Origin of the sequence: Nitrosomonas ureae (genome assembly GCF_900108305.1) — a bacterium.
Taxonomy (GTDB): domain Bacteria; phylum Pseudomonadota; class Gammaproteobacteria; order Burkholderiales; family Nitrosomonadaceae; genus Nitrosomonas; species Nitrosomonas ureae_B.
On the sequence record NZ_FNUX01000016.1, the window covers coordinates 1 to 22,976 of the forward strand.

Sequence of the window (22,976 nt, forward strand, 5' to 3'; positions counted from 1 at the left end):
CAACCAACCAAAGTTATTCTCCACATTGAATGGAAATATCAGATTCAATTTCTCAACAACAATTGTTGGGTACTTTTTTCAGGGATGACTAATTAGAATAATGCTATATAACACGTTGGTTTTGATGTTCATTCTGAAACTCCAGTTAAATAAATATTAAAAATTATTTTATTGTGGCCATGTGGCAGCCCGGAAATATTCTGACTAGACTGCTATCAAGATTGAGGTAGTGATAGCATCTGTGTTTTGCTAGCAAGTCTTTTTTGCTTCTTTAATATCTTCTTTAGCATCACCCACGCCCACTTGAGCCTTGCCGATATTTTTTTGGACATTGCCTTTGATTTCCATTTCCTTATTGTCCAGTATCTTGCCTGCAACTTCCTTGACTTTGCCTTTAGTTTCTTCGAAACGGCCTTGTACTTGATCTTTGTTCATGCTTGTCTCCTGACATTTAACTTCAAGTGATGACCAGAACATGAAGTCATGTCTCTCTTCACTCTTTATCAGAATATATGTACTGCTAAACTTAATCTGTGCGCTAGCGAACTAATGTCAAAATGAATACTTTGTTGCGGATAAAATATATCCTGTGGAGGTGGCGCCAACAATTGTTGAGGTAGGGTCGATTTTATAAGCAGATAAGTTAATCATATTTTATTAACTGATTAGGAGAATACTATGCCTATGTCAGAATTTATTACAACAATTCGGCATGATTGCATTCATAAGTCGGAAAGGTAGCTGCTAAGATAATATCTTGATGAGAAGTTTCTGAAGGATACTTGGAGCCGAACTGCTGCGTTATAAAGCAGGAAACTAAAGCAAGCACAAGCCATGTAGGAGATTACCGAAATATCGAATTTTCTATAACCGACAGCCAAAATAGAAAAGATTGTATTATTTGTCGCCAGCACAATTTGTGCAGTGATTCTAAGTAAATCTGCTTGCCACTTAATCACATAGATTCCATATCTGACGATATCCCTACACAGAAAAACTCTAAAATACAATTATGCAGAGATCTCCTGAATATCACTTCAGCTCAAAGTAGGCATGCTAAAATTCAAACTTCAAAAGAATTGAAAACACTATGAATTTTCCTGTTATTACAGCGCTATCTCCACTGGATGGGCGCTACCACACAAAAGTTGACGCTTTACGATCTTATTTCAGCGAATTTGCTTTGATTCGTTTTCGCGTACAGGTTGAGATTGCATGGCTTAGGGGGCTGAGCGAACAACCCGGAATCATCGAAGTACCTAATTTTTCAGATCAAACTCACGCGCAGCTGGACAATCTGGTGGAAAATTTCTCGCTTGAGGATGGCGAAGCGATTAAGGCCATTGAGGCGACGACTAATCATGATGTAAAAGCTGTTGAGTATTGGTTAAAGCAGAAGCTGGCAAACAATGCCGAAGTGAGAAAAGTGAGTGAATTCATTCATTTTTCTTGTACTTCCGAGGACATTAATAACCTATCGCATGGTCTGATGCTTAAAACCAGTTTGCAGCAGGTAATGCTGCCCGCTCTCGATAAGGTTATTAACCGATTGATCGAGCTTGCGCATCAGTTTGCTGATATCCCAATGCTGGCTCGTACTCACGGACAACCCGCTACGCCGACAACATTGGGTAAAGAAGTCGCAAATACGGCTTATCGCCTGCAGCGCGGGAAAAAACAACTGGAATCGGTCGCGATTCTGGGAAAGATTAACGGCGCGGTAGGTAATTATAATGCGCACTTGTCTGCTTATCCGGATTTGGATTGGGAGAAATTTGCGCAGTTGTTTGTTGAAAGGTTAGGGCTGGAATTTAATCCCTATACGACTCAAATCGAACCTCATGACGCAATGGCGGAATTGTTTGATGTGTATGCAAGAATTAATACGGTCTTGCTGGATTTGAATCGCGATATCTGGGGATATATTTCGCTGGGTTATTTCAAACAAAAAACCCAGGCGGATGAAATCGGATCTTCGACGATGCCGCATAAAGTCAATCCGATTGATTTTGAAAACTCGGAGGGTAATTTGGGCATTGCTAATGCGTTATTGCGTCATTTGAGCGAAAAATTACCGATATCGCGCTGGCAAAGAGATTTAACTGATTCCACGGTACTTCGCAATATGGGCGTGGCGTTAGGGCACACCCTGTTAGCTTATGATTCATGTATCAAAGGATTAAGCAAACTGGAAGTTAATACTCCTGCAATAATGGTTGATCTGAGCAATGCCTGGGAGGTTTTGGCGGAGCCGATTCAAACCGTGATGCGGCGTTATGGCGTAGTTAATCCCTATGAACAGTTGAAAGCTTTAACACGAGGCAAGAATGGAATCACACCAGAAACACTGCATCAATTTATCGGCGCTTTGAATATTCCGGAACCCGAGAAGGTTCGTCTGCTGGCATTGACTCCACGGGATTATATCGGTATGGCCAATAGGCTGGCCTTAAGAATAAAGAATTAATCCCAGTTCCGGATGGAAATATGAAGCAAATTGACAGATTGATTCGAGTAAATTTGCTTGCAGCGTAAAAAAGTTCCGTTCAAGGCTTGAAATTTTATCCAGCAATCCCAATATTGCCTGCACATTCATAGGAGGTATGATGCAAAGCTCAGAAAATACAAACAACCCGGAAAACAGTCGACCTGATATGACTGATATTAAAGAAGAAGTTAATGTTACTGGTATAACCGGCGATGCAACCATTCAAACAGGCGAAATCAAAAGTTCGCAACCCAGCCTCGAGGATTTGTTGAAAGAAGCCGAGACCAAGGCGGCCGACCATCATGATGCCTGGATGCGCGCAAAAGCTGAAACTGAAAATATTCGCAAGCGCTCCCAAAATGATATTGCCAATGCACATAAATATGCCATCGAGAATTTTTCTACTGAATTGCTAACCGTAATGGATAGTTTGGAGGCCGCATTGGCAGTTGAAAATGCCAATGTAGAGAATTTTAAGAATGGAATTGAGTTGACCCAGAAACAGCTGATGAGTGTGTTTGATAAATTCAACATAAAGGTGATCGACCCAGCCGGAGAAAAATTTGATCCTCATCAACATCAGGCAATGTGTATCGTCGAGTCGGAGTTGGCTCCCAATACGATTGTTCAGGTCATGCAGAAAGGCTATAAGTTGCATGAACGCATTATCCGTCCCGCACTTGTGTCGGTTTCGAAAGCTCAGGGTTCTTGAATTTTTATCAGGCATCTCCATTTCCAAACTAATTGATAAACAGAATAACCTCTTTAAAAGGATCTAAATATGGCAAAAATTATTGGTATCGATTTGGGTACTACCAACTCTTGTGTCGCTGTGATGGAGAATGGCAAGCCAAAAGTTATTGAGAACTCGGAAGGTACGCGGACAACGCCTTCTATTGTTGCTTACACTGAAGACAATGAAGTGCTAGTGGGCGCTTCAGCCAAACGTCAGGCGATTACTAATCCCAAAAATACTTTGTTTGCTGTGAAACGGCTTATTGGCCGCCGTTTTGATGAAGAAATGGTTCAACGGGATATCAAGATGGTGCCGTATGGCATTGTCAAAGCTGATAACAATGATGCATGGGTGGAAGTGCGCGGTAAGAAAATTGCACCGCCCGAGGTATCTGCGCAAGTGCTGATGAAAATGAAAAAAACCGCCGAGGATTATCTGGGTGAGGCGGTGACCGAAGCGGTGATCACGGTGCCCGCTTATTTTAATGATTCGCAGCGCCAGGCAACAAAAGATGCGGGAAGAATTGCCGGTTTGGAGGTGAAGAGAATTATTAATGAGCCAACCGCTGCCGCGTTGGCATTCGGGTTGGACAAGAAAGAAGGCGACCGGAAGATCGCAGTGTATGACCTGGGTGGTGGTACTTTTGACATTTCCATTATTGAGATTGCCGAAGTCGAGGGCGAACATCAGTTTGAAGTGCTGGCAACCAATGGCGATACATTTCTTGGGGGCGAAGATTTTGATTCACGCGTGATTGAATATCTGGTAGATGAGTTTAAGAAAGAAAGCGGTATTGATTTGAAAAAGGACATGCTGGCATTGCAGCGTTTAAAAGATGCCGCGGAAAAAACCAAAATCGAATTGTCATCCAGCCAGCAAACTGAAGTCAATTTGCCTTACATCACTGCTGATGCGTCCGGACCGAAGCATCTGGCTGTCAAGATAACGCGCGCCAAACTGGAAAGCCTGGTGGAAAACCTGATAGAGCGCACTATCGGACCTTGCCGCACGGCAATTAAAGACGCCGGCCTGACTGCTTCGGATATTGATGATGTGATTTTGGTCGGTGGGCAGACTCGCATGCCGAAAGTTCAAGATAAGGTCAAGGAGATATTCGGTAAAGAGCCACGTAAAGATGTGAACCCTGATGAAGCAGTGGCAGTTGGCGCGGCTATTCAAGGCGGGGTATTGAAAGGCGACGTGAAGGATGTACTGTTGCTCGATGTGACGCCTCTGTCGCTTGGTATCGAAACACTGGGTGGTGTAATGACCAAGTTGATTCATAAGAACACGACAATCCCGACCAAAGCGCAACAGGTATTTTCTACTGCGGAAGACAATCAGACTGCGGTAACGATTCATGTACTACAGGGTGAACGTGAGATGGCTTCCGGCAATAAAAGCCTGGGGCAATTTAATTTGAGTGATATTCCACCATCACCACGGGGTATGCCGCAGATCGAAGTGACGTTTGACATTGATGCCAATGGCATTTTGCATGTATCGGCTAAGGACAAGGCAACCGGTAAAGAGAATAAAATCAAGATTCAGGCTAGCTCAGGTTTGTCGGATGATGAGATTGAACGGATGGTGAAAGATGCGGAGGCGCATGCGGAAGAAGATCACAAAGCTTTAGAGTTGATTTCCAGCCGTAATCAGTGTGATGCGATGATCCACTCCGTTAAGAAATCCTTGAAGGAACATGGTGATCAGTTAAGTAGTGAGGAGAAAGCTCAAATTGAGGCTGCATTGAAAGATGCTGAAGATGTGCTCAAAGCTGATAATAAAGACGAGATTGATGCAAAAACACAGGCTTTGACCGAGGCGGCGCATAAGCTGGCTGAGAAGATGTATCAACAAAAAGAGCCGCAGGAACCGCAAGCGCAATCTGGATCTGACTCTACGTCTGGTCACAGTGAGAAACCAGTCGAAGGCGAAGTGGTTGATGCAGAATTTGAGGAAGTTAAGAACAAAAAATAGTTTTCTTCAAAGCATATGGAGCGCAGAAGCGCATGAAGAGGATGTTGAATCTCTTTTGCGCATTCTGCGCTTTAATATTTGATGCGGAATAAGAAACATCGTATAAACCTAAACTCCATAAATTAATCACGGTAGCGGAAAATCAATATGAGTAAGCGCGATTACTATCATGTTCTCGGTGTCAGTCGTGACGCTGACGAGAATACAATAAAGAAAGCTTATCGTAAGCTGGCAATGAAATACCATCCGGATCGGAACGCTGGCGATGTTAAGTCGGAAGAGATGTTTAAAGAAGCTAAAGAAGCTTATGAAGTATTGACTGATTCCAATAAGCGCGCGGCTTATGATCAATTCGGCCATGCTGGCGTCGATGCAAATGCAGCAGGTGGAGGTGGTGCGCAAGGTTTCAGTGATGCATTCAGCGATATTTTTGGGGATATTTTTGGTGGCCGTAGCTCTCGATCAAATATGCATCGTGGTTCCGATTTGCGCTATAACCTGGAGATTACTCTGGAGCAAGCTGCTCATGGAACCGAAACAAAAATTCGTATCCCTACCATGGAAAATTGTGAGACTTGTCATGGCAGCGGCTCCAAGCCGGGTAGCTCGCCCAAAACTTGTCCTACTTGCAACGGTCATGGACAGGTAAGAATGCAACAGGGTTTCTTTTCCATTCAACAAACTTGTCCTAAATGTCACGGAAGTGGAAAGGTAATAGTGAATCCTTGCACATCGTGTCATGGGAATGGGCGCATCAAACAACAGAAAACACTCAATGTAAAAATTCCGGAAGGTGTCGACGATGGTGATCGAATTCGCATTTCTGGAGAGGGTGAGGTCGGCGTCAATGGCGGTCCACCGGGCGATCTCTATGTCGTGGTTCATTTGTCGGCGCATTCGGTTTTTCGGCGTGATGGTGATAATCTGCATTGCGAAATACCTATCAGTTTTACCGTGGCTGCATTAGGAGGAGAAATAGAAGTGCCCACACTTGATGGACACGCCAAGATTAAGGTACCGGAAGAAACTCAAACGGGTAAGATTTTTCGTTTGCGCGGTAAAGGAATCAAAGGTGTGCGTAGCCATGATAAAGGTGATTTACTTTGCCATGTCGTTGTGGAAACCCCGGTTAAGTTGACCGCGCGTCAAAAAGAATTGTTGGAGGAGTTGGAGTCAATCAGTCTCAAAGACGGTCCTCGTCACAGTCCTCGTGCTAAATCATGGATGGATAAAGCGCGAGAATTTTTCTCAGAATAACACGAAGCTATCTAGTTATTGAGGTGCGCTACAGGTAGTTATTTAGCTAAACTGATCATAGCACCATAATAGTTGCAGATGATTTTGTATGATTGCCATGTAAATTAGAATCCGTCCAGAACTCTTCTTTGATTCTCGTTACCGTGTAAATGGGAATGATTGTAATCGTCTGGAATCGCCATCTTTGCCTGTTTTAGTATCGATGATATTCCTTGCATATTCCAGACCAAAGCTGCCACTGATTCCACGGCAAAGCTGCCACCCATTCCAAACGAAAGCTGCCACCCAATCCATTGATTCCTGCCACCCTGATTTTAGGGAGGCATAGCGAAACCGACGTAGGATAACTAAACACGGCATCCTGATTCTTTTCATCATCGTGAAGAGGATTGAGATGCCAGCAAAGAGGTTATCCATGCGTAAGATAAAAGAAATATTGCGTCTGAAATGGGCTAACGGCCTAAGTTGTTGCTGCTAACTGAAAACTACACACATAGTAAAAAAAGGCCCCGTCCAAGAGTATTTCGTATTATCAAATTCTTTAAACCACGAAATTAAATTCTCGCTAAAATAAATTATGAATATTCCTTCAACTAAACCTACCCCTATAATGAGCATTACCCGCATTCGCTAAATCCTATAAATTAAAAGTATGAATATTCGCCAATTAGATTAATTGGTGTAAATTTACTTACTAATTTTTAAGAATACAACATACTCTCCGTCAATTTCTTAGGCTAGCTGGGCTTTTTGATTATTCGCACTAACGACGAGGCTTGGATATCCTGCAGGCAGGTTTTTAATTGTTCGAAGTGACAACGAATTAAATACGCAATCACTTAAAAAAACAGATTATTTGTTGTGGTATTTTATGAGGGACAAGTCAGAAAATAGTTTGTAACTTGTTGATTTTATTGATGTGCTGGCGGAGAGAGAGGGATTCGAACCCTCGATAAGCTTTTTGTGCCTATACTCCCTTAGCAGGGGAGCGCCTTCGACCACTCGGCCATCTCTCCGTTAATATGTTGAATGCAGCCGTACAATAATTTGTTGATCAATTCTTGTGATTTGATTTAAGGTGCTTGCTCAAGATCAAACGCTTTATGCAGAACCCGGACGGCCAGCTCCATATATTTTTCATCGACGACAACCGAAATTTTTATTTCAGAAGTGGCGATCATTTGTATATTGATTCCTTCTTCCGCTAACACGCGGAACATTTTGCTTGCAATGCCAGCGTGCGAACGCATCCCAACACCTACAATCGATACTTTTGCAATTCTATCACCTCCGAGTACATCACGTGCGCCAATATGAGGTTGAATTTTTTCTTTCAAAATATTTATCGTATTGTTAAATTCATTACGATGAACGGTGAATGAGAAGTCTGTTAAGCCATCATGACCAACGTTTTGTATGATCATATCCACATCGATATTGGCATCTGCTACGGGACCAAGAATTTGATAAGCAATTCCAGGATGATCTGGAACACCCAATACAGTAATTTTTGCTTCGTCGCGATTAAATGCGATCCCTGAAATAACCGCTTGTTCCATATCTTCATCTTCCTCAAAAGTAATCAAAGTGCCCTGGCCTTCATCTTCAAAACTTGATAAAACTCTCAGTCTCACTTTATATTTTCCTGCAAACTCGACAGATCTTAACTGCAAGACCTTGGAACCAAGGCTTGCCATTTCGAGCATTTCTTCAAAGGTTATGGTGTTTAACCTTCTCGCTTCTGCTACAACACGCGGATCCGTAGTGTAAATTCCATCTACATCAGTATAAATCTGACATTCATCCGCTTTTAGAGCCGCGGCCAGTGCGACTCCGGTTGTATCAGATCCGCCGCGGCCAAGCGTTGTGATGTTGCCTTGCTCGTCTACACCTTGAAATCCCGCTACGACTACTACATAGCCCGCAGCAAGGTCAGCTCGAATCCTGTCTTCATCGATGTTTAATATTCGAGCTTTCGTATGTGTGCTGTCAGTTAAGATCTTGACTTGTGATCCTGTGTAGCTTTTAGCTTGGATATCAAGTTCCATTAATGCCATTGCCAATAATGAAATGGATACCTGCTCGCCAGTGGAGATCATGACATCTAGTTCGCGCGGGTCCGGATTCGCTTGCACTTCATGGGCCAATGCGATCAAGCGATTCGTTTCACCGCTCATGGCTGAAACAACAACTACAATCTGGTGTCCTTGTGCGTGAAATTTTGCCACTCTACGGGCAACATTCTTTATCCGTTCGGTACTTCCGACTGATGTGCCGCCATATTTTTGTACGTAGAATGCCACAGATTAATAATCTCGCTTAATTTCTGAATCGGAAAACCGCAAGATTTTACACACTTCCTTCAAAGAAAACCAGATTTTGCTTTTCTGGGTAGTGCCCCGGTTTGAATTTTTCCAAACTTCAAACGTATCAGAATTCCTCATCCGCAATTTCTTGCAGCTTAATTCTTATTGTGACTTAATGAAATTAAATTGTTTTATCTTGTTGGTGCTTATTTTCAAGTTTTTTTATTAAAACCTCTAGCAACTCGCTATCAATCCAGGCTTTCCTTGGTAAAGCCCAGAGCTTGTCATTGGCGAATTTTCTGCATTGCAGTGCATTTTCTTCCGGCATAAGGATAGCGTCGGCTTCTGCGAGATTAATCTCGTGCTGACTAAACCGATGATTTTCAGCATAAGAATGCAATTGTGCATTGAGGGATTTGTTTTGTATGAGATCAAAGCACCAACGGGAGTTATCAGTATCGGTCACAATATGTAGCTGCCCATTTTTAAAATGGGAAACGGATTGCTGGATCTCCGGTTTAAGCACGTTATACGCTGTTTCGTTTGCCAGCTGCATAGTGTGGGTTTTACCCCACTTGCTAATATCTCGATGATGATCGGGTTTCTCATTGGTTACGAGAATATCGGATTTTTCTAACTGATTAAGATTGATACGTAGCGGCCCTGCGGGTACCAGGAGTCCATTGCCAAAACTATGTTCACTAAAATCGGCCATTATGATTTCTACATCGCGTTCAAGCCGATAATATTGCATGCCGCCATTACAGATGATGATATTACATTCCGAGTGGGCGTTCAGTAGTGCATGGGCGGTGGCTATTCTATCGTTTCCAACCCACACCGGGCAGGATGCCCGGCAGTGATGGGCCAGCAAAAATGTTTTTCCATCGACACTATATGGATCACTCTCGGAAGTTATTTCACGTGGCAAGCCGGAACTATCGGAGCTGTCGCGCGTTATAATTCCTGGTTGATAGCCTTGAGTTGTCAAGCAATCCACTAACCAAAGCAATAAGGGCGTTTTGTTGCCATCTTCGATACTGATACTATCGATCGTAATAACAGTGACGGGTAGTTTGACCGAAGGCAAAATATCCAACCAATAACACAGTTTTTTCAGTGTCAAGAAGAAACCATAGAGAATACTTATCGGCCACAAAAGAAAATGCAGAGGAGTAATGCGATACCAATAGAGGTCAGATAATTTCATATTTTACTTCTACTCAAGATTTGTTTAAGGTGGTTTGGTAATTTAGGAAAATGATCCAATGCTGCGTGAAAATTTTTACATGGTTGATATTCCGCGTGCAACAAAAATTGTGAACAGGTCATGAGCAAATCGTTAAAAAACCAGCTTCTACAGCCTGTTAAACAGATGTTATTGGTCCTGATGACCGGGATAATTGTATGAAATCTTGCATATTGTATTGCTATTGCAGTTAATGCAGTATTTTTTAAATAAAGAAATAATACATATTAAGCTTATGAAAATACCTGTAAATCGATTACTTGTACCTACCTTGTCAGCTGATGACAAACCAAGAAAGCCGCACCATATTGCATATACTGACTGGGGAGACCGCGAGAATCCACATGTTGTGATCTGTGTTCATGGGTTGACGCGTAATTGCCGTGATTTCGATCATCTCGCGCACGCGCTGCAAGCGGATTGCAGGGTGATTTGTGTTGATGTTGTGGGTCGTGGTCAGAGTGATTGGCTGCAGGAAGCACAGGATTATGAATATTATCCTTTATATCTTTCGGATGCGATATTCCTGCTGAATCATCTTAAATCTCAATACACAACGGCAATAGTGTTGGATTGGGTGGGTGTCTCCATGGGCGGATTGATTGGTATCGTGCTGGCTTTGCAGCAAAATTTACCCGTACCGATGAACAAGCTGGTAATAAGTGATCTGGGCCCGCTGATTTCTGCGGTAGCGTTAAAAAGAATAGCCGAATATGTGGGTAAAGATCCCCGCTTTGCTAGTTTTGAGGAATTTAAGAATTACATGAAACTGATTTCAGTTTCGTTTGGTCCTTTAACCGACGAGCAATGGACTCATATGGCGATTCATAGTGCTCGTGCATATCCTGATGGCTCATATGGTTTTCGCTACGATCCAAAAATTGCAGTGAGTTTTCAAACGCATGAGATCACCGATATTGATTTGTGGGCACAATGGGATCAGCTCAATGTTCCTACATTGGTATTGCGCGGAATGGAATCCGATATCCTATCGGCAGAAACGGCTGCGCAGATGCAAGTTCGTGGCGCAAAGGCCAAGGTAGTTGAATTGCCGGGTATCGGTCATGCTCCCATGCTGATGGATGATAACCAGATTAAGATCGTGCGGGATTTTATTTTGAATGAGCGTGGTGACGCAGTTTGAATTTCCAGTTCTGGCGCATTAGGATTTCTGATGGTTTGAATTTCTACATCAAGCAGATCGTAATAAGAAATATTTTAACGATAACGGCAGCTAAATCCCACTGACGTTATCGTTAGGGTTCGATAAAAAACTAGAAACGAATATTATATTGAACGTAAAAAAGATCAGGGGAAATTCCCGGTCTTTGTTTATCCAGGAATTCACCGCGCCACATTTTTGAATAACCCACCAATACATCCTGGTGACGATTTACGTGGAGATTCAGGCGGAAATCAAGTTCATCCCCGATATGACTGCCCGACTGGCCTGTAACATCCTGCAATGTTGCCTGACCGGCAGCGTTGTATAAGTAGTCGCGATTATTAGCCAAATAGAAACGATGGTATTGCGTGATGAATGTTATCCATGGCATCGGTTGCATAGTAAATTGGGCGTTGATGTCATGTATATTCTGGCGTCCGATGCGATCCAGGAAACCCAGGTAGTAATGGCCGAATGGAAACAGCTGATTGAAGGTGTTGCTTCTGCCATCTTTGGAATTGCTATCGCCGGAGGCAAAATCATAACGTATCCAGCCCTGCGGGTTCATCGGCAACGGTAAACGATAGCCGAGACCGGTTGCTACGGCAAAAGCGGAAATATCCAGATTGGAGCGCTGACCGAACTGATACATTCCTTCCAGTTCGTACAGGAGATTGTCAAAATTCCCAGCAATGCGGCCGCCTATTGTATGCGTATCCGCATTGCCTTGCAGAATATTTCCTGCAAGTACATTAGTGGCTGCAAGATTGCGATCATTGATTAAGCTCAGAAAGTAAAGATCGATTAAGTGTCCGGGTTTTGGCTTATTCGTAGCCCACAAGCCAAAAAAGTTTTGCTGCGTATCCCAATTATCGACATTACCTTTCTCAGTAATCATCGGGCGCGTCCAGAATGCATCCAGATCCCATTCCGCCGTGCGCCAAAAAGCTTTCACACCCTGGAATGTTCTACGCGTATTAACCCAATCCAGCGTAGAGATCAGTCTTTGCGAGCCATACATAAGCTCTTGCCGGCCGACACGAATGTATGCCGGGCCATTATTAACGGTGGCCAGCTTGATGTCGGCAAACATATTTAAAATATCGGCATGATTCCTGTCCGTTACCAGCGGAGGCAGTTCAGAGCCAAAAGCGCGTGCGTCAATCAGTTCCGCAAATAAGCGCACACGATCGCGGTACCATAAATCCGCATGAAAACGTGTACGCAGCAGATGGAAATCGTTATTGGTACCTTCCGCATTCAAGCGGCTGTCGGTTTCATGAGTATAGCGATACCAGAAGCTTCCACCGAAGGATAGCAGCCAATCACTGGCTAAATGAATTCTCTTGACCGGATCAAACAGGTCTTTTTCATGCTCCGGATTGTCCAGATAACGAAAGTCGATGTCATAGGCCGGCGTGGTTAAGAGCGCAAACGGTGCATAGGGTGCAACGGGTGGTTTCTCGCGCTTATTGCCGGTAATTAAATCCCATAATGAAAAATAGCCAGGGCCTGCGGGAGGAAGCATAAATAAGCCGGGGCGTGATGCCGGATAAACCGGAGGTACCTTCGACATATCGAATTGACTCGTAGCAGTTTGCGGTGCTGCAACGGGAGTCGAACTGGTGCTTGCGGGTGCCGGATTTGTGGCATAGGCCTGAGAAACCAAGCACACAGCCGCCACGATACTAAAGCCGGTATTGAATAATCTGTGTTGCATTTTTTTTATCCAATGTATTCTTAGCTCAGCGGAAGGCTCTGCTGAAAAAGAAGACATGCGCGATGAACTCATTACAAAACTCCTGTTATTGGGGTGAATACAGTGTTACAGAGGCAAACATCGTTGCTGGCAGAGTACTTTTTGAACAACTTGGGTTGCCATTATAAGCGATAAGCTCTTTTCTTAAAGCCTGGATATAATCTCTTTATGGATTTTGATCGGATACTTACTCGTGTTTTATATTAATATCAGTTATATAGAATATAAGTATTGATTAATATCAAGGGATTTCATTCTGTTGTAAATTGGCTACATTCAGATAAATGCCGTCACGGCAAAAAATTTGAATGATGATGCTATGGATTAATTTTTACTGCCATGCCCAGCGCTTCAATTCTTTTTGCGTAAGCTTTTAACCAGGATTCATCCACCGTTGATAGTTGCGCTGCTTCAGGTTGCAGGGATGGTCGCGCTATGCCGTACAATAAAACGCCTTTGAGTGGAATTTTATTATTAATCAATTGTTGCAAGAAGTTCAAATAAGCGGCTATTTCTTCTTCGGAAGGAGGCGTGGCATTTATTTGGAAAACGCAGGTTTGCAACCAGGTGGGGCACAATGAAGTGGCTATCCGCAGATGATCATTGATTTTCCTCAGACTGATCGATGTATTGTTGATGTATTGTCTTGCCGCTGCCAATGCACGATCGAATTTGAACCAGACTTCACCATTCAATTCAGCCATCTGTTTCAGACCCGCTTGTACAGTAGGCCGGTAAATCAGGCTGCCGTTGGTTATTAATACGGTTTTCAGATCTGCCGGTAATGCAAAGTCTTTTCTGACGCGGCCAATCAACTCGATGACTTGATCAAATTCTTTCGCGCTGGTGGGTTCGCCGTTGCCGGATAAAGCGATATCATGGATTTTTCTGGCTTCGGGGGGGACCTGCTTGTGCATGAAATCGCCATGAATCAAATCGCGCAGGAATGATCGCAATTCGGTTTCCAGTCTGCCCAGATCAATGCGAGGCGCTGAGCCGCGTGTAAGTTCCGGCACCTGGCAATACACACACCGCCAGTTGCAGGCATTATTAGGATTCAGGTTAATTCCGATTGAGACGCCACCGGCACGACGCGATATTACCGGATAAACATAGGTGAACCCGGCGCTGTCGCGGCTGTGATTAATGGTATTCAATAAGTTGGGTTTTGGTTGCAATGTTACAATCTCATTTATTTAGCACTAGTAAAATTGTACCTATGTTAATCACACGCAAGTTGGAATTTGACGCGGGCCACCGCATTTCAACGCATAACAGCCAGTGCCGGCATTTGCACGGACATCGCTATTGTATTGAAATTACCTTGTCGGGTAACATTATCGCTGATGAAGGTGCAGCGCAGCAAGGTATGGTCATGGATTTTGCCGCAGTAAAGCAAATTGCAAAATCCACTTTGGTAGACCATTGGGATCATGCATTTCTGGTTTATTCCGGGGATAAGAAAGTGCTGCAATTCTTGCAATCCATTGAAGACCATAAAACGGTTGTGCTGGATGTTCAGCCTACCGCGGAGAATCTGGCGCTGATCGCTTTTAACATTTTAGATGGCGCTTACCAGGATAGCTATGGCAATCATCTGCAATTAGAGCAGGTGCGCTTGTTTGAAACGCCCAATTGCTGGGCCGATGCAGTGCGCGGAGCACGGTAACTTTTAAATTCTTTTACTGCCATGTTTATAGATTCACATTGTCATCTGGATTTCCCCGATCTTGCCAAAGATCTTGATCAACTATTAGTTAACATGCAGAAGAACCAGGTTACGCATGCGTTATGCGTCGGTGTCAATTTGCCTGATTTTCCACGGGTACGCGCGTTGGCGGAAACGCATCACAATCTGTTTGCCTCAGTGGGTGTGCATCCTGATTACGAAGATGAGATTGAGCCACAAGCGCATGAATTGGCAAAGTTGGCTCATCATCCCAAAGTCATTGCTATCGGTGAAACCGGTTTGGATTATTTTCGCCTGCAAGGAGATATGGAATGGCAGCGGGAGCGCTTTCGCCAGCATATTCGCGCCGCACTGGAAGTAAATAAGCCTTTGATCATTCATACGCGTTCCGCTGCTGCAGATACTTTGCGCATTATGCGGGAGGAGGGGGCTAGCCAGGTCGGGGGTGTAATGCATTGCTTTACCGAAACCCGGGAAGTTGCCGAACAGGCGATTGCAATGAATTTTTACATTTCATTTTCAGGTATCGTGACATTTAAAAACGCGGTTGCATTAAAAGAAGTTGCCAAGAGCATTCAGTTAGATAGAATGTTGATCGAAACCGATTCGCCTTATCTCGCTCCAGTACCATTTCGCGGCAAACAGAATCAGCCTGCGTTTGTGCGGCATGTCGCGGAAGAAATCGCACGTTTACGCGCAGCAGAGTTAAATGACATTGCTATCGCTACCACAAATAATTTTTTCAACTTATTTAAAATTCCTAGAAATGGCTTATCCACTTAGATTACATATTCTGACTTTATTCATAATCGCATTTCTCAGTTGGCCGCTGACTGTTTCCGCCGGTATTCAGGAAGACTTGATCTGGGCCATAGAAAAGGGCAACACATTCGAAGTTTCTAAATTGCTCAACAAAGGCGCTAATCCTGATATTTCCGATAATGAAGGCAACACGCCATTGATGATTGCTGCAAAAAACAAGGATTTGAAACTTGCGCAAATCTTGATTGAAGCGGGCGCCAAACTGGACATTCGGAACGATTATGGCGAAACCGCCATCATGCTGGCCAGCTATCACGGCCAAACCGAATTAGTAAAGCAACTCTATACTCAGGGTGCGAAAATCAATCATGACGGATGGAATCCTATCATCTATGCCGCATCCGGCGGACACTTACAGGTCATTCGGTTGCTGTTGAGTGGCGGTGCCGATATTAATTCGACAACAGATAATGGAACGACGGCTTTGATGATGGCGGTCAGAGAAAATCACTTGGATGTGGTTGCCTTGTTACTGGAGAATGGAGCAGATTTGACGGCTGAAAATGAGCATGGCGATAGTGCGTTGGATTGGGCTGAGAAACAAAATCATCAGAAAATCGTGAAACTCCTTAAAAGCTATGGCGAATCCAAGTAAATCTGTTGTGCGTACTCGTACTATATCCTGGTAAAAATTTGCGATGCAATCCTTACATGGAAAAGTTGCTATTGTCACAGGTTCCGCCCGAGGAATCGGGGCGGAAATTGCGCTTACACTGGCTGGGGCGGGTGCAAAAGTTGTCGTCAATTATGTAAAAAACAAAATGGCGGCGGATAAAGTTTGCGCGGCTATTGCCAAGGCAGGCGGCGAATGCAGTGCAGTGCAGGCCGATGTCAGCGATCCGGTGGCGGTACAAAAGCTTTTCACTACAGCCGCTGAACAGTTTAATCAAGTCGATATTCTCATCAATAACGCCGGAATCCTGTTGTTTAAGGAAATTTCTGAAATCCGCGACGAAGAATTCGAGCGCATCGTCGATATCAATTTCAAGAGCGTTTTTTATACCTTGCGTGAGGCCGCCGCTAAGCTGGCGGATCATGGCCGCGTTGTCACCATCTCCAGTACCGTGACGCGCTTGATGTTGCCTAAATACGGTGCGTATGCCGCGACCAAAGCTGCTGTAGAACAGTTAACGCGTATTTTCGCTCGTGAAACGGGAAAGCGCGGCATTACCGCCAATATCGTTTCGCCCGGCCCTGTCGATACGGAGTTGTTTCGCGCGGGAAAAACTGCAGCAGACATAGAGCGTATGTCCGGAATGGCTGCGCTGGGGCGAATCGGCGCAACGGATGATATTGCCCAAGTGGTGTTGTTTCTGGCGAGTGATGAAGCACGCTGGATTACAGGGCAGAATATTGCTGTCAATGGTGGAATCATTTAGTGAATGGGATCGGTAAATCAAATGCGTATCGGCGTACCTAAGGAAATTAAAATTCATGAATCCCGTGTAGGGCTGACACCAACCGCGGTGCGCGAGCTGGTTTCGCATGGCCATCAGGTCATGGTGCAAAAGAATGCCGGAATACAGATTGATTTGGACGATGGCAAGTACCAAAGCGCAGGCGCGGAGATCGTGGAGACGCCGCAGGAGATTTACGCCAAAGCGGATCTGATTGTTAAGGTCAAGGAACCGCAGTCCACTGAGATTCCGCTGCTGCGTCAAGGTCAAGTACTATTCACCTATCTGCATCTTGCACCTGATCCAGTACAAACCCAGGGATTGATGGATTCCGGCTGTATTGCCATTGCTTACGAAACCGTTACCGATAGCTTCGGCGGCTTGCCGCTGTTGGCACCGATGAGTGAAGTAGCCGGACGTATGGCGATTCAGGCGGGCGCCCATGCATTGGAGCTGGATCAGGGGGGCCGCGGTATGTTGCTCGGGGGCGTGTCCGGTGTTCCTGCTGCGCGTGTCGTAGTCATTGGTGGAGGTGTGGTTGGCACCAATGCCGCACGCATTGCCATGGGTGTGGAGGCGCATGTCACAGTGCTGGATAAATCGATCCATCGCTTGCAGCAACTGGATTTCCAGTATGGTTCCAGAATCAATACCGTGTTTTCAACCGTGGATGCGCTGGAAGAACATGTTTCAAGTGCCGATCTGGTTATCGGTGCCGTGTTACTGCCGGGAGGCGCGGCGCCCAAGCTGGTGACGCATGAAATGGTTAAACGCATGAATCGTGGTACTGTTCTGGTCGATGTTGCGATTGATCAAGGAGGGTGTTTTGAGACTTCCAAACCGACTACGTTAGCCAATCCCATCTTTACCATCCATGGCGTGGTGCATTATTGTGTTTCCAACATGCCGGGAGCGGTTGCCAGGACTTCAACTTTTGCATTGAATAATGCAACCTTGCCATTTGTAGTGGCACTTGCCAATAAAGGTTACCGTAAGGCACTCATGGAAGATGTGCATTTGCGCAATGGCTTGAATGTTTATCAGGGCCGATTGACGCATGAAGCAGTGGCGCGCGATCTGAAATTGGAATACACGCCTGCGACGGCTGTATTGGATTAAGTTTTACGGCTTGAGCGCCATTGCTGACTATTCAACTCATAACGTTATTAAGCTTATGAAGTTGTGTCAGATATGACCTTCTGGAATCGTCAGAAGCGTGATTAACGATTCCTTTAAATAAACGATAAATCAGGGTTTCTTCGATTAACTCACCATATGGGGTTTATTCATGCGGGTGTTTCGTCCATGCATGTATTTTGTAAGTTTGTTTTTTTTATTGTCTGCATGTCAAGTTAATAACACTCTACTTCCCAGCATTGCGCCTGCGCCCGCGCCAATTCCGATTGCTTTGCCAGCGCCCGTCGACAATCCGGTTTCCTATGCTGAAGAAATCCGGCCGATTCTTGAGAAAAAATGCGTGACATGTCACAGTTGCTACGACGCGCCGTGCCAGCTTAACCTGGAAGGCACAGAAGGGTTGTTGCGCGGCGCTTTCCGTGAATCAATCTACGGCGGACCACGAACCGAGGCGATGCAACCCACCCGATTGGGTGTTGATGAACAGACCATTTCCGGTTGGCGTGAGCGCGGTTTTTATTCTGTGCTGCAAGCTGGGAATGAACGGTCGGAAGCGTTAATATCCGGCATGATTTCTCTGGCGAAGCAGTTTCCTTTTCCACCGAACAGTAAATTGCCGGATTCCATTGAATTGGGCATTAACCGGAAGAATCAGTGTGTCTCTAGTGAAAAATTTGCGGATTATGCGCATGAACGCCCACTCAGTGGCATGCCATTTGCAGTAACCGGCCTTAGCGATCAGGAGTATTCCCTCCTGGCTGGATGGGTCAAGCAAGGTGCGGTGATTCCGGATGAGCCTATCATGCTTACAAGTGATGAAAAAAAGGTCATTAAGGAGTGGGAGGCGTTTTTCAACCAGGATGGAAATCGCCACAAGCTTGTGGCGCGCTGGTTGTTCGAACACCTGTTTGTGGCATCTCTGTACTTTCCTGAACTGGAGGGGGAGCTGCGTTTCTTTGAGATATTACGCTCATCGACACCATCTGATGCGGATATCGAACCGATTGCCACCGTCAGTCCGAATGACGATCCCGTGGTACCGTTCTTTTACCGCCTGCGTCCAATCACCGGCAGCATCGCGCACAAGCGGCGTATTCCTTATCCCTTGCACCAGAAAAAACAACAGAGAATCAATGCGCTTTTTTTTAATAAGCCCTGGCCGATGGGAAATTTACCAGGTTACAGTTATACAGAGCGCGCCAATCCATTTGTGACGTTCGCCGATATTCCAGCTCACGCCCGCTATCAGTTTATGCTGGATGATGCGGAATATTTCGTGCGTACTTTCATTCATGGTCCGGTTTGCCGCGGACAGATTGCTACCGATGTGATACGAGACCATTTCTGGGCATTGTTTCAGGATCCGGAGTCCGATCTTTTTGTAACCGATGCTTCTTATCAACGCGAAGCTATTCCTTTGCTGGCAATGCCAGGACAAAATGATGACCTGCTCGCAATGGGCGAAAACTGGTTGCGTTATCTTAAACGGCATAATGACTATCAGGCGTTGCGGCAGAATCAGTATGTATCGCAACAACCACAAGGCGCTTCACTCGCGCATATATGGGATGGCTCGGGTAAGAATAAGAATGCTCTGTTGACCATTTTTCGTCACCACAATAGCGCTTCGGTGGTTGGAGGACTTGTTGGAGATATTCCACAGACGCTATGGTTAATGGATTATCCATTGCTTGAGCGAACTTACTATGAGCTCGTGGTCAATTTCGATGTATTCGGTAACGTTGCGCATCAGCTATTGACCCGGCTGTATTTTGATCTGATACGTAACGGTTCGGAACATAACTTCATGCGCTTGATGCCTGCCGGTCAACGTGAAACCATTTTGCATGACTGGTATCAGGATTTGGGTAAACTGAAATTCGGAATTGTTTATGAAAAGATTGATGATGAATCGCCATCGGCCGAAATTTTCACCACCGAAAATCCGAAACAAGAATTGGCGCATAGGATTCTTTCCCGTTTTCAATCTGTTAATGCCGTGCCGTCCGATCCATTGAATCGTTGCCAGAACGCAAATTGCAACCGGCCGGATGAGCCGCGGTGGGTACAAAGCGCAGACGCAGCTTTATCTACCCTTGTAGCACGGCCTGCAGCCAGGTTGAGTGGCATCAAGCAATTGCCGGAGGTGACATTTATACGTGTCACCAATGAGAAAGATGAGCGCACTGTATATACATTGTTGCGAGATCGCGCACATAGCAATGTTGCTTTTATTCTGGGGGAGGAATCAAGGTATCAGCCAGATAAGGATCAGCTTACGATATATCCGGGCATCACTGGAAGCTATCCTAATTTTATCTTTGATGTGCCTGTCGCCCAAGTTGGGGAATTTGTCACATTGCTTGGCAATGCCGGGAAAATGGAGCATTTCGAGCATATTGTAGAAACCTGGGGGGTGCGGCGTACACATCCGCAATTTTGGGAAATTCTACATGACTTTACTGCCTGGCAGAGCGAGAGACAACCCTTGATGGCGGGTATATTCGATATCAACCGTTATGAAAATTTTTAACATTGTTGATAATTCGATTCGATGAATCTGATTCGTAGCTATTGATTACTTCAAAGCTTTTTATTGCTATGCAACCTACTGTTATTATCAATCAGCATCGGAATACAGCATTAATTGTTGCTTCAAGCGGGAAGAAACTGCTCGTCATTAAATTGGGTAAAGGAAAATTGGCGGTAACTTCACTTTCTTCAGCAGAGATTAAAGATCAAGGTTATATCGTCAGTAATTATTCACCTAAATTGGCCGCGCGTTCTTATTTGCAACATGGTGCGGGTGTGGGTGAAAGGGCCAGAAAATACCTGGAAAAGATTGCTCATAGCGAATTTTCGGATAAACTGATTTTTACATAAATGTTGACTTGGTTCAGGGATGTCTGGATCTGAAAGATTCCCGGGGTGGTTTGCAGCAAGCTGATCAATACTTCGAAATACAGGAATCGTTATTGCTCACGCTCGATGCCGAAGAAACATCGGATTATCCTCGCCATCTTCAATGCGCCGAGTGTGATTATTGCGCCATTCAGTAGCGCGTGCGGTGTTCCAGGCCGGTATTCAGCCAGGTTAAATCACTAATGCCGATATCGCTTAAGCGGCGTACATAACGCGGCGGATCCGATTCCGGATTGGCTGCATAACCATCGGGTCGCCGATAATAACTGGTTAATTGCTCATTTGCATCCGGCTTTGTTTCCGGCACGATGGCGGGCAATGATTTTGAGTGATCGACCGATTTGTCGGCAACTGTTTTTAAATCTGCGGCGCCTGTTTGAGCAATCCGCACAGCTCCTGATTTATCGATTCCGCCCTCAATCAATGGTGGATTGCTTGAGGCAACCTGAATGGGTTCGATAAATGTACTCAATGCCACGATGTGTAAAAAAAACCAAATAAATTTCACTTTGTTCTCCTGTATGAATTACCTTGTAATGCGATCACTAAAATTTTTATTTTCTTGGTAAATTAAACGATATTCAGTTGACTATTCGGCTGCATAACTCAATCTACATCGAATAGTCATAAAATTGACAAGGTGAAAGATAGCAATTTTTTAATATAAACAGAAATATTATTTATTCATTTCTTTATAATAAAAAAATATATAACACAATTTATATTGTGATCATTGGTTTTTTGATGCGGATAGCGGCGTTTCATTGTAACAATTGACCAGTGATGCAATATAAACACGCTGATTTCATTAGCGATAAATAATAATCGCAGTATTTCCAATTGGAAAATTAGTAAAATAGACCTCCGGTATAGACCGGAGGTGAAGGGAGGAATGCTTCAAGTAAACCAGATGAGATACTTCTGATCGAATAGCGAACAATTCGACACGTACATTCCAGCTCAGTATGCTTCGTAAATATGACTAGTCGAACACGATCTGTCGTCAATATTAGTTTTCCATGCCTGCAAAATCAGTGCGACAAAATGTCGCATCGCTCCAAAATTTAAACAAAAGCCCGATAAAAGCTGATCTTCGAGAACCTTGATTGCAAGGTGCGACAATTTGCCGCATTGAAATTCATGGCCGAGGGCCTGATAATCGAATCAGCAGATAGAGTAAGAGAGAATACGTTGAATGCGTAAGTACAGCGTGAAATTGTGGTTCCAAGATTCTAGAAGCTTAAGACAAGATTGCGCTGGGTTGCAAAAATCAGAAAAAACAGAGTATCAGATTTATCTGAACTAACTAAAAAAGGAACTGAAATGACAAATCATAACAAAATTAAATTTGTAGCAGGCTCAGTGATTGCTGCGGCAATAGCGGTCATCGGGCAAAATGCATTCGCGCATACTGTGCTTGAAGTGCCATCCATCGTTGAAGGTGTTCGAACATCGAATAATGTCGTCGTTGGTCATGGCTGCGGGGAAATTAATGTCATCGGTACCAGCGTGGTGTTTCCTGATGGCGTGGATTCAACGATTACGGTTGATGGTCAGCCGCATGCAGGTGCGTTGACCGATTTTATCCAAAACTGGGGAAATCTGAATACAAAAATATATAGCAAAGCTGTCTTTACCTTTCAAGGCGAGAAAACGGATGCCAATGGAAATGCTTCCGGTTTCTGGGCTGGTGGTGGCGATTCCTTGCCGCATGATATGGCGGGTTTTATTCCTTTCAGAACCAGTGCCGCGATCATTGAGCCAACTTCTTGCGCGACCAGTGTGAAATTCCATGTTCCGATCGTCGATATTTGTGAAATTACATCGATTGACGGATTTAGTGATGAAACAGTTAACCGGTGGACGCTTGCTGGCTTGGGTACGCCTTATGATCGCCCGGAAGATGGCGCGGCTTCACTGACCATTACGCGTAGCGAAGCCAATCCTCTGCCGGAGTCCTGCGGAGGAACGGGGCAGGTTGTTGAAGTTAAGCCATCGGCGGCGCAAGTCAATCGGGATATGCCGATTATTTTTAACGGTAGTCAAATTTGGCCGCAATAATTCAAGC

The 22,976-nt window shown here is 44.6% G+C and carries 20 protein-coding genes and 1 tRNA gene; 13 read left to right on the forward strand and 8 right to left on the reverse strand.

All coding sequences use genetic code 11. From position 1 onward, the window contains the following. Positions 1-249 precede the first annotated feature (249 nt). Positions 250-435: a CsbD family protein gene (locus C4S39_RS09535; RefSeq protein WP_103966793.1), complete on the reverse strand. Its 186-nt coding sequence runs from the start codon at positions 433-435 to the stop codon at positions 250-252. A 655-nt stretch (positions 436-1,090) separates the two neighbouring features. On the opposite strand from C4S39_RS09535, the gene purB reads away from it, so the two are divergent. The 4 genes from purB to dnaJ all read left to right on the forward strand — a co-directional run bounded on the left by purB (position 1,091) and on the right by dnaJ (position 6,461). Continuing rightward, complete coding sequence (purB, locus tag C4S39_RS09540) at positions 1,091-2,467, forward strand: adenylosuccinate lyase (RefSeq protein ID WP_103966794.1); 1,377 nt, start codon at positions 1,091-1,093, stop codon at positions 2,465-2,467. 139 nt (positions 2,468-2,606) lie between these two features. Next, positions 2,607-3,200, forward strand: coding sequence for a nucleotide exchange factor GrpE (gene grpE / locus C4S39_RS09545; protein ID WP_103966795.1), 594 nt, complete (start codon positions 2,607-2,609; stop codon positions 3,198-3,200). Positions 3,201-3,269: 69 nt separating this feature from the next. Beyond that, positions 3,270-5,204 (forward strand): molecular chaperone DnaK, encoded by a 1,935-nt coding sequence (dnaK, locus tag C4S39_RS09550; protein ID WP_103966796.1) that lies wholly within the window; start codon positions 3,270-3,272, stop codon positions 5,202-5,204. Between the two features lie 147 nt (positions 5,205-5,351). Continuing rightward, entirely contained in the window at positions 5,352-6,461 is a 1,110-nt protein-coding gene (dnaJ, locus tag C4S39_RS09555) for a molecular chaperone DnaJ (protein WP_103966797.1), read from the forward strand. A 193-nt stretch (positions 6,462-6,654) separates the two neighbouring features. Here dnaJ and C4S39_RS15330 read toward each other — a convergent pair whose 3' ends face one another. The 4 genes from C4S39_RS15330 to lpxK form a co-directional block, all read right to left on the reverse strand. Further along, positions 6,655-6,816 carry a hypothetical protein gene (locus C4S39_RS15330; RefSeq protein ID WP_181023799.1) on the reverse strand — a complete coding sequence of 54 codons (162 nt, stop codon included), beginning with the start codon at positions 6,814-6,816 and terminating at the stop codon, positions 6,655-6,657. A 568-nt stretch (positions 6,817-7,384) separates the two neighbouring features. After that, a tRNA-Ser gene (locus tag C4S39_RS09560) sits at positions 7,385-7,477 on the reverse strand. 57 nt (positions 7,478-7,534) lie between these two features. Then, on the reverse strand, positions 7,535-8,764 hold the full coding sequence (locus tag C4S39_RS09565) for an aspartate kinase (protein WP_103966798.1): 1,230 nt from the start codon (positions 8,762-8,764) through the stop codon (positions 7,535-7,537). 184 nt (positions 8,765-8,948) lie between these two features. Then, positions 8,949-9,977 (reverse strand): tetraacyldisaccharide 4'-kinase, encoded by a 1,029-nt coding sequence (gene lpxK / locus C4S39_RS09570; RefSeq protein WP_103966799.1) that lies wholly within the window; start codon positions 9,975-9,977, stop codon positions 8,949-8,951. Between the two features lie 274 nt (positions 9,978-10,251). Between lpxK and C4S39_RS09575 the strand changes: the two genes are divergently transcribed. Then, complete coding sequence (locus tag C4S39_RS09575) at positions 10,252-11,160, forward strand: alpha/beta fold hydrolase (RefSeq protein WP_103966847.1); 909 nt, start codon at positions 10,252-10,254, stop codon at positions 11,158-11,160. Positions 11,161-11,290: 130 nt separating this feature from the next. Here the strand turns inward: C4S39_RS09575 and C4S39_RS09580 are convergent, their stop codons facing one another. Then, positions 11,291-12,973 carry an alginate export family protein gene (locus tag C4S39_RS09580; protein ID WP_103966800.1) on the reverse strand — a complete coding sequence of 561 codons (1,683 nt, stop codon included), beginning with the start codon at positions 12,971-12,973 and terminating at the stop codon, positions 11,291-11,293. 284 nt (positions 12,974-13,257) lie between these two features. After that, the gene (locus C4S39_RS09585) at positions 13,258-14,118 is read right to left on the reverse strand and encodes a radical SAM protein (protein WP_103966801.1); all 861 of its coding nucleotides are present in this window, start codon (positions 14,116-14,118) and stop codon (positions 13,258-13,260) included. A gap of 41 nt (positions 14,119-14,159) precedes the next feature. Between C4S39_RS09585 and queD the strand changes: the two genes are divergently transcribed. From queD to C4S39_RS09620, 7 genes are all read left to right on the forward strand, one after another. After that, on the forward strand, positions 14,160-14,609 hold the full coding sequence (gene queD / locus C4S39_RS09590; protein ID WP_103966848.1) for a 6-carboxytetrahydropterin synthase QueD: 450 nt from the start codon (positions 14,160-14,162) through the stop codon (positions 14,607-14,609). 21 nt (positions 14,610-14,630) lie between these two features. Continuing rightward, complete coding sequence (locus tag C4S39_RS09595; RefSeq protein ID WP_103966802.1) at positions 14,631-15,413, forward strand: TatD family hydrolase; 783 nt, start codon at positions 14,631-14,633, stop codon at positions 15,411-15,413. Next, positions 15,397-16,047, forward strand: a complete 651-nt coding sequence (locus C4S39_RS09600) for an ankyrin repeat domain-containing protein (RefSeq protein ID WP_103966803.1) — start codon at positions 15,397-15,399, stop codon at positions 16,045-16,047. The genes C4S39_RS09595 and C4S39_RS09600 overlap by 17 nt, the downstream gene beginning before the upstream one ends. A 43-nt stretch (positions 16,048-16,090) precedes the next feature. Continuing rightward, positions 16,091-16,831, forward strand: a complete 741-nt coding sequence (locus C4S39_RS09605) for an SDR family oxidoreductase (RefSeq protein ID WP_103966804.1) — start codon at positions 16,091-16,093, stop codon at positions 16,829-16,831. A gap of 21 nt (positions 16,832-16,852) precedes the next feature. Further along, positions 16,853-17,968, forward strand: coding sequence for an alanine dehydrogenase (gene ald, locus C4S39_RS09610; RefSeq protein ID WP_103966849.1), 1,116 nt, complete (start codon positions 16,853-16,855; stop codon positions 17,966-17,968). Between the two features lie 190 nt (positions 17,969-18,158). Beyond that, entirely contained in the window at positions 18,159-20,519 is a 2,361-nt protein-coding gene (locus C4S39_RS09615) for a fatty acid cis/trans isomerase (RefSeq protein WP_258039386.1), read from the forward strand. A gap of 68 nt (positions 20,520-20,587) precedes the next feature. Then, entirely contained in the window at positions 20,588-20,869 is a 282-nt protein-coding gene (locus C4S39_RS09620; RefSeq protein WP_103966806.1) for a hypothetical protein, read from the forward strand. Positions 20,870-21,038: 169 nt separating this feature from the next. Here the strand turns inward: C4S39_RS09620 and C4S39_RS09625 are convergent, their stop codons facing one another. After that, complete coding sequence (locus C4S39_RS09625; RefSeq protein ID WP_181023800.1) at positions 21,039-21,416, reverse strand: hypothetical protein; 378 nt, start codon at positions 21,414-21,416, stop codon at positions 21,039-21,041. An 815-nt stretch (positions 21,417-22,231) separates the two neighbouring features. Here C4S39_RS09625 and C4S39_RS09630 point away from each other — a divergent pair. Beyond that, positions 22,232-22,969: a hypothetical protein gene (locus C4S39_RS09630; RefSeq protein ID WP_103966807.1), complete on the forward strand. Its 738-nt coding sequence runs from the start codon at positions 22,232-22,234 to the stop codon at positions 22,967-22,969. The last annotated feature ends 7 nt before the right edge of the window (positions 22,970-22,976 follow it).

What these genes read in the sequence shown, in the direction of transcription:
- lpxK (WP_103966799.1), bottom strand. Translation starts at nt 9,977, where the DNA reads ATGAAATTATCTGACCTCTATTGGTATCGCATTACTCCTCTGCATTTT.
- C4S39_RS09600 (WP_103966803.1), top strand. Translation starts at nt 15,397, where the DNA reads ATGGCTTATCCACTTAGATTACATATTCTGACTTTATTCATAATCGCA.
- ald (WP_103966849.1), top strand. Translation starts at nt 16,853, where the DNA reads ATGCGTATCGGCGTACCTAAGGAAATTAAAATTCATGAATCCCGTGTA.
- C4S39_RS09580 (WP_103966800.1), bottom strand. Translation starts at nt 12,973, where the DNA reads ATGAGTTCATCGCGCATGTCTTCTTTTTCAGCAGAGCCTTCCGCTGAG.
- C4S39_RS09535 (WP_103966793.1), bottom strand. Translation starts at nt 435, where the DNA reads ATGAACAAAGATCAAGTACAAGGCCGTTTCGAAGAAACTAAAGGCAAA.
- dnaJ (WP_103966797.1), top strand. Translation starts at nt 5,352, where the DNA reads ATGAGTAAGCGCGATTACTATCATGTTCTCGGTGTCAGTCGTGACGCT.
- dnaK (WP_103966796.1), top strand. Translation starts at nt 3,270, where the DNA reads ATGGCAAAAATTATTGGTATCGATTTGGGTACTACCAACTCTTGTGTC.
- C4S39_RS09575 (WP_103966847.1), top strand. Translation starts at nt 10,252, where the DNA reads ATGAAAATACCTGTAAATCGATTACTTGTACCTACCTTGTCAGCTGAT.
- queD (WP_103966848.1), top strand. Translation starts at nt 14,160, where the DNA reads ATGTTAATCACACGCAAGTTGGAATTTGACGCGGGCCACCGCATTTCA.
- C4S39_RS09605 (WP_103966804.1), top strand. Translation starts at nt 16,091, where the DNA reads ATGCAATCCTTACATGGAAAAGTTGCTATTGTCACAGGTTCCGCCCGA.
- C4S39_RS09615 (WP_258039386.1), top strand. Translation starts at nt 18,159, where the DNA reads ATGTATTTTGTAAGTTTGTTTTTTTTATTGTCTGCATGTCAAGTTAAT.
- purB (WP_103966794.1), top strand. Translation starts at nt 1,091, where the DNA reads ATGAATTTTCCTGTTATTACAGCGCTATCTCCACTGGATGGGCGCTAC.
- C4S39_RS09620 (WP_103966806.1), top strand. Translation starts at nt 20,588, where the DNA reads ATGCAACCTACTGTTATTATCAATCAGCATCGGAATACAGCATTAATT.
- C4S39_RS09595 (WP_103966802.1), top strand. Translation starts at nt 14,631, where the DNA reads ATGTTTATAGATTCACATTGTCATCTGGATTTCCCCGATCTTGCCAAA.
- C4S39_RS09630 (WP_103966807.1), top strand. Translation starts at nt 22,232, where the DNA reads ATGACAAATCATAACAAAATTAAATTTGTAGCAGGCTCAGTGATTGCT.
- grpE (WP_103966795.1), top strand. Translation starts at nt 2,607, where the DNA reads ATGCAAAGCTCAGAAAATACAAACAACCCGGAAAACAGTCGACCTGAT.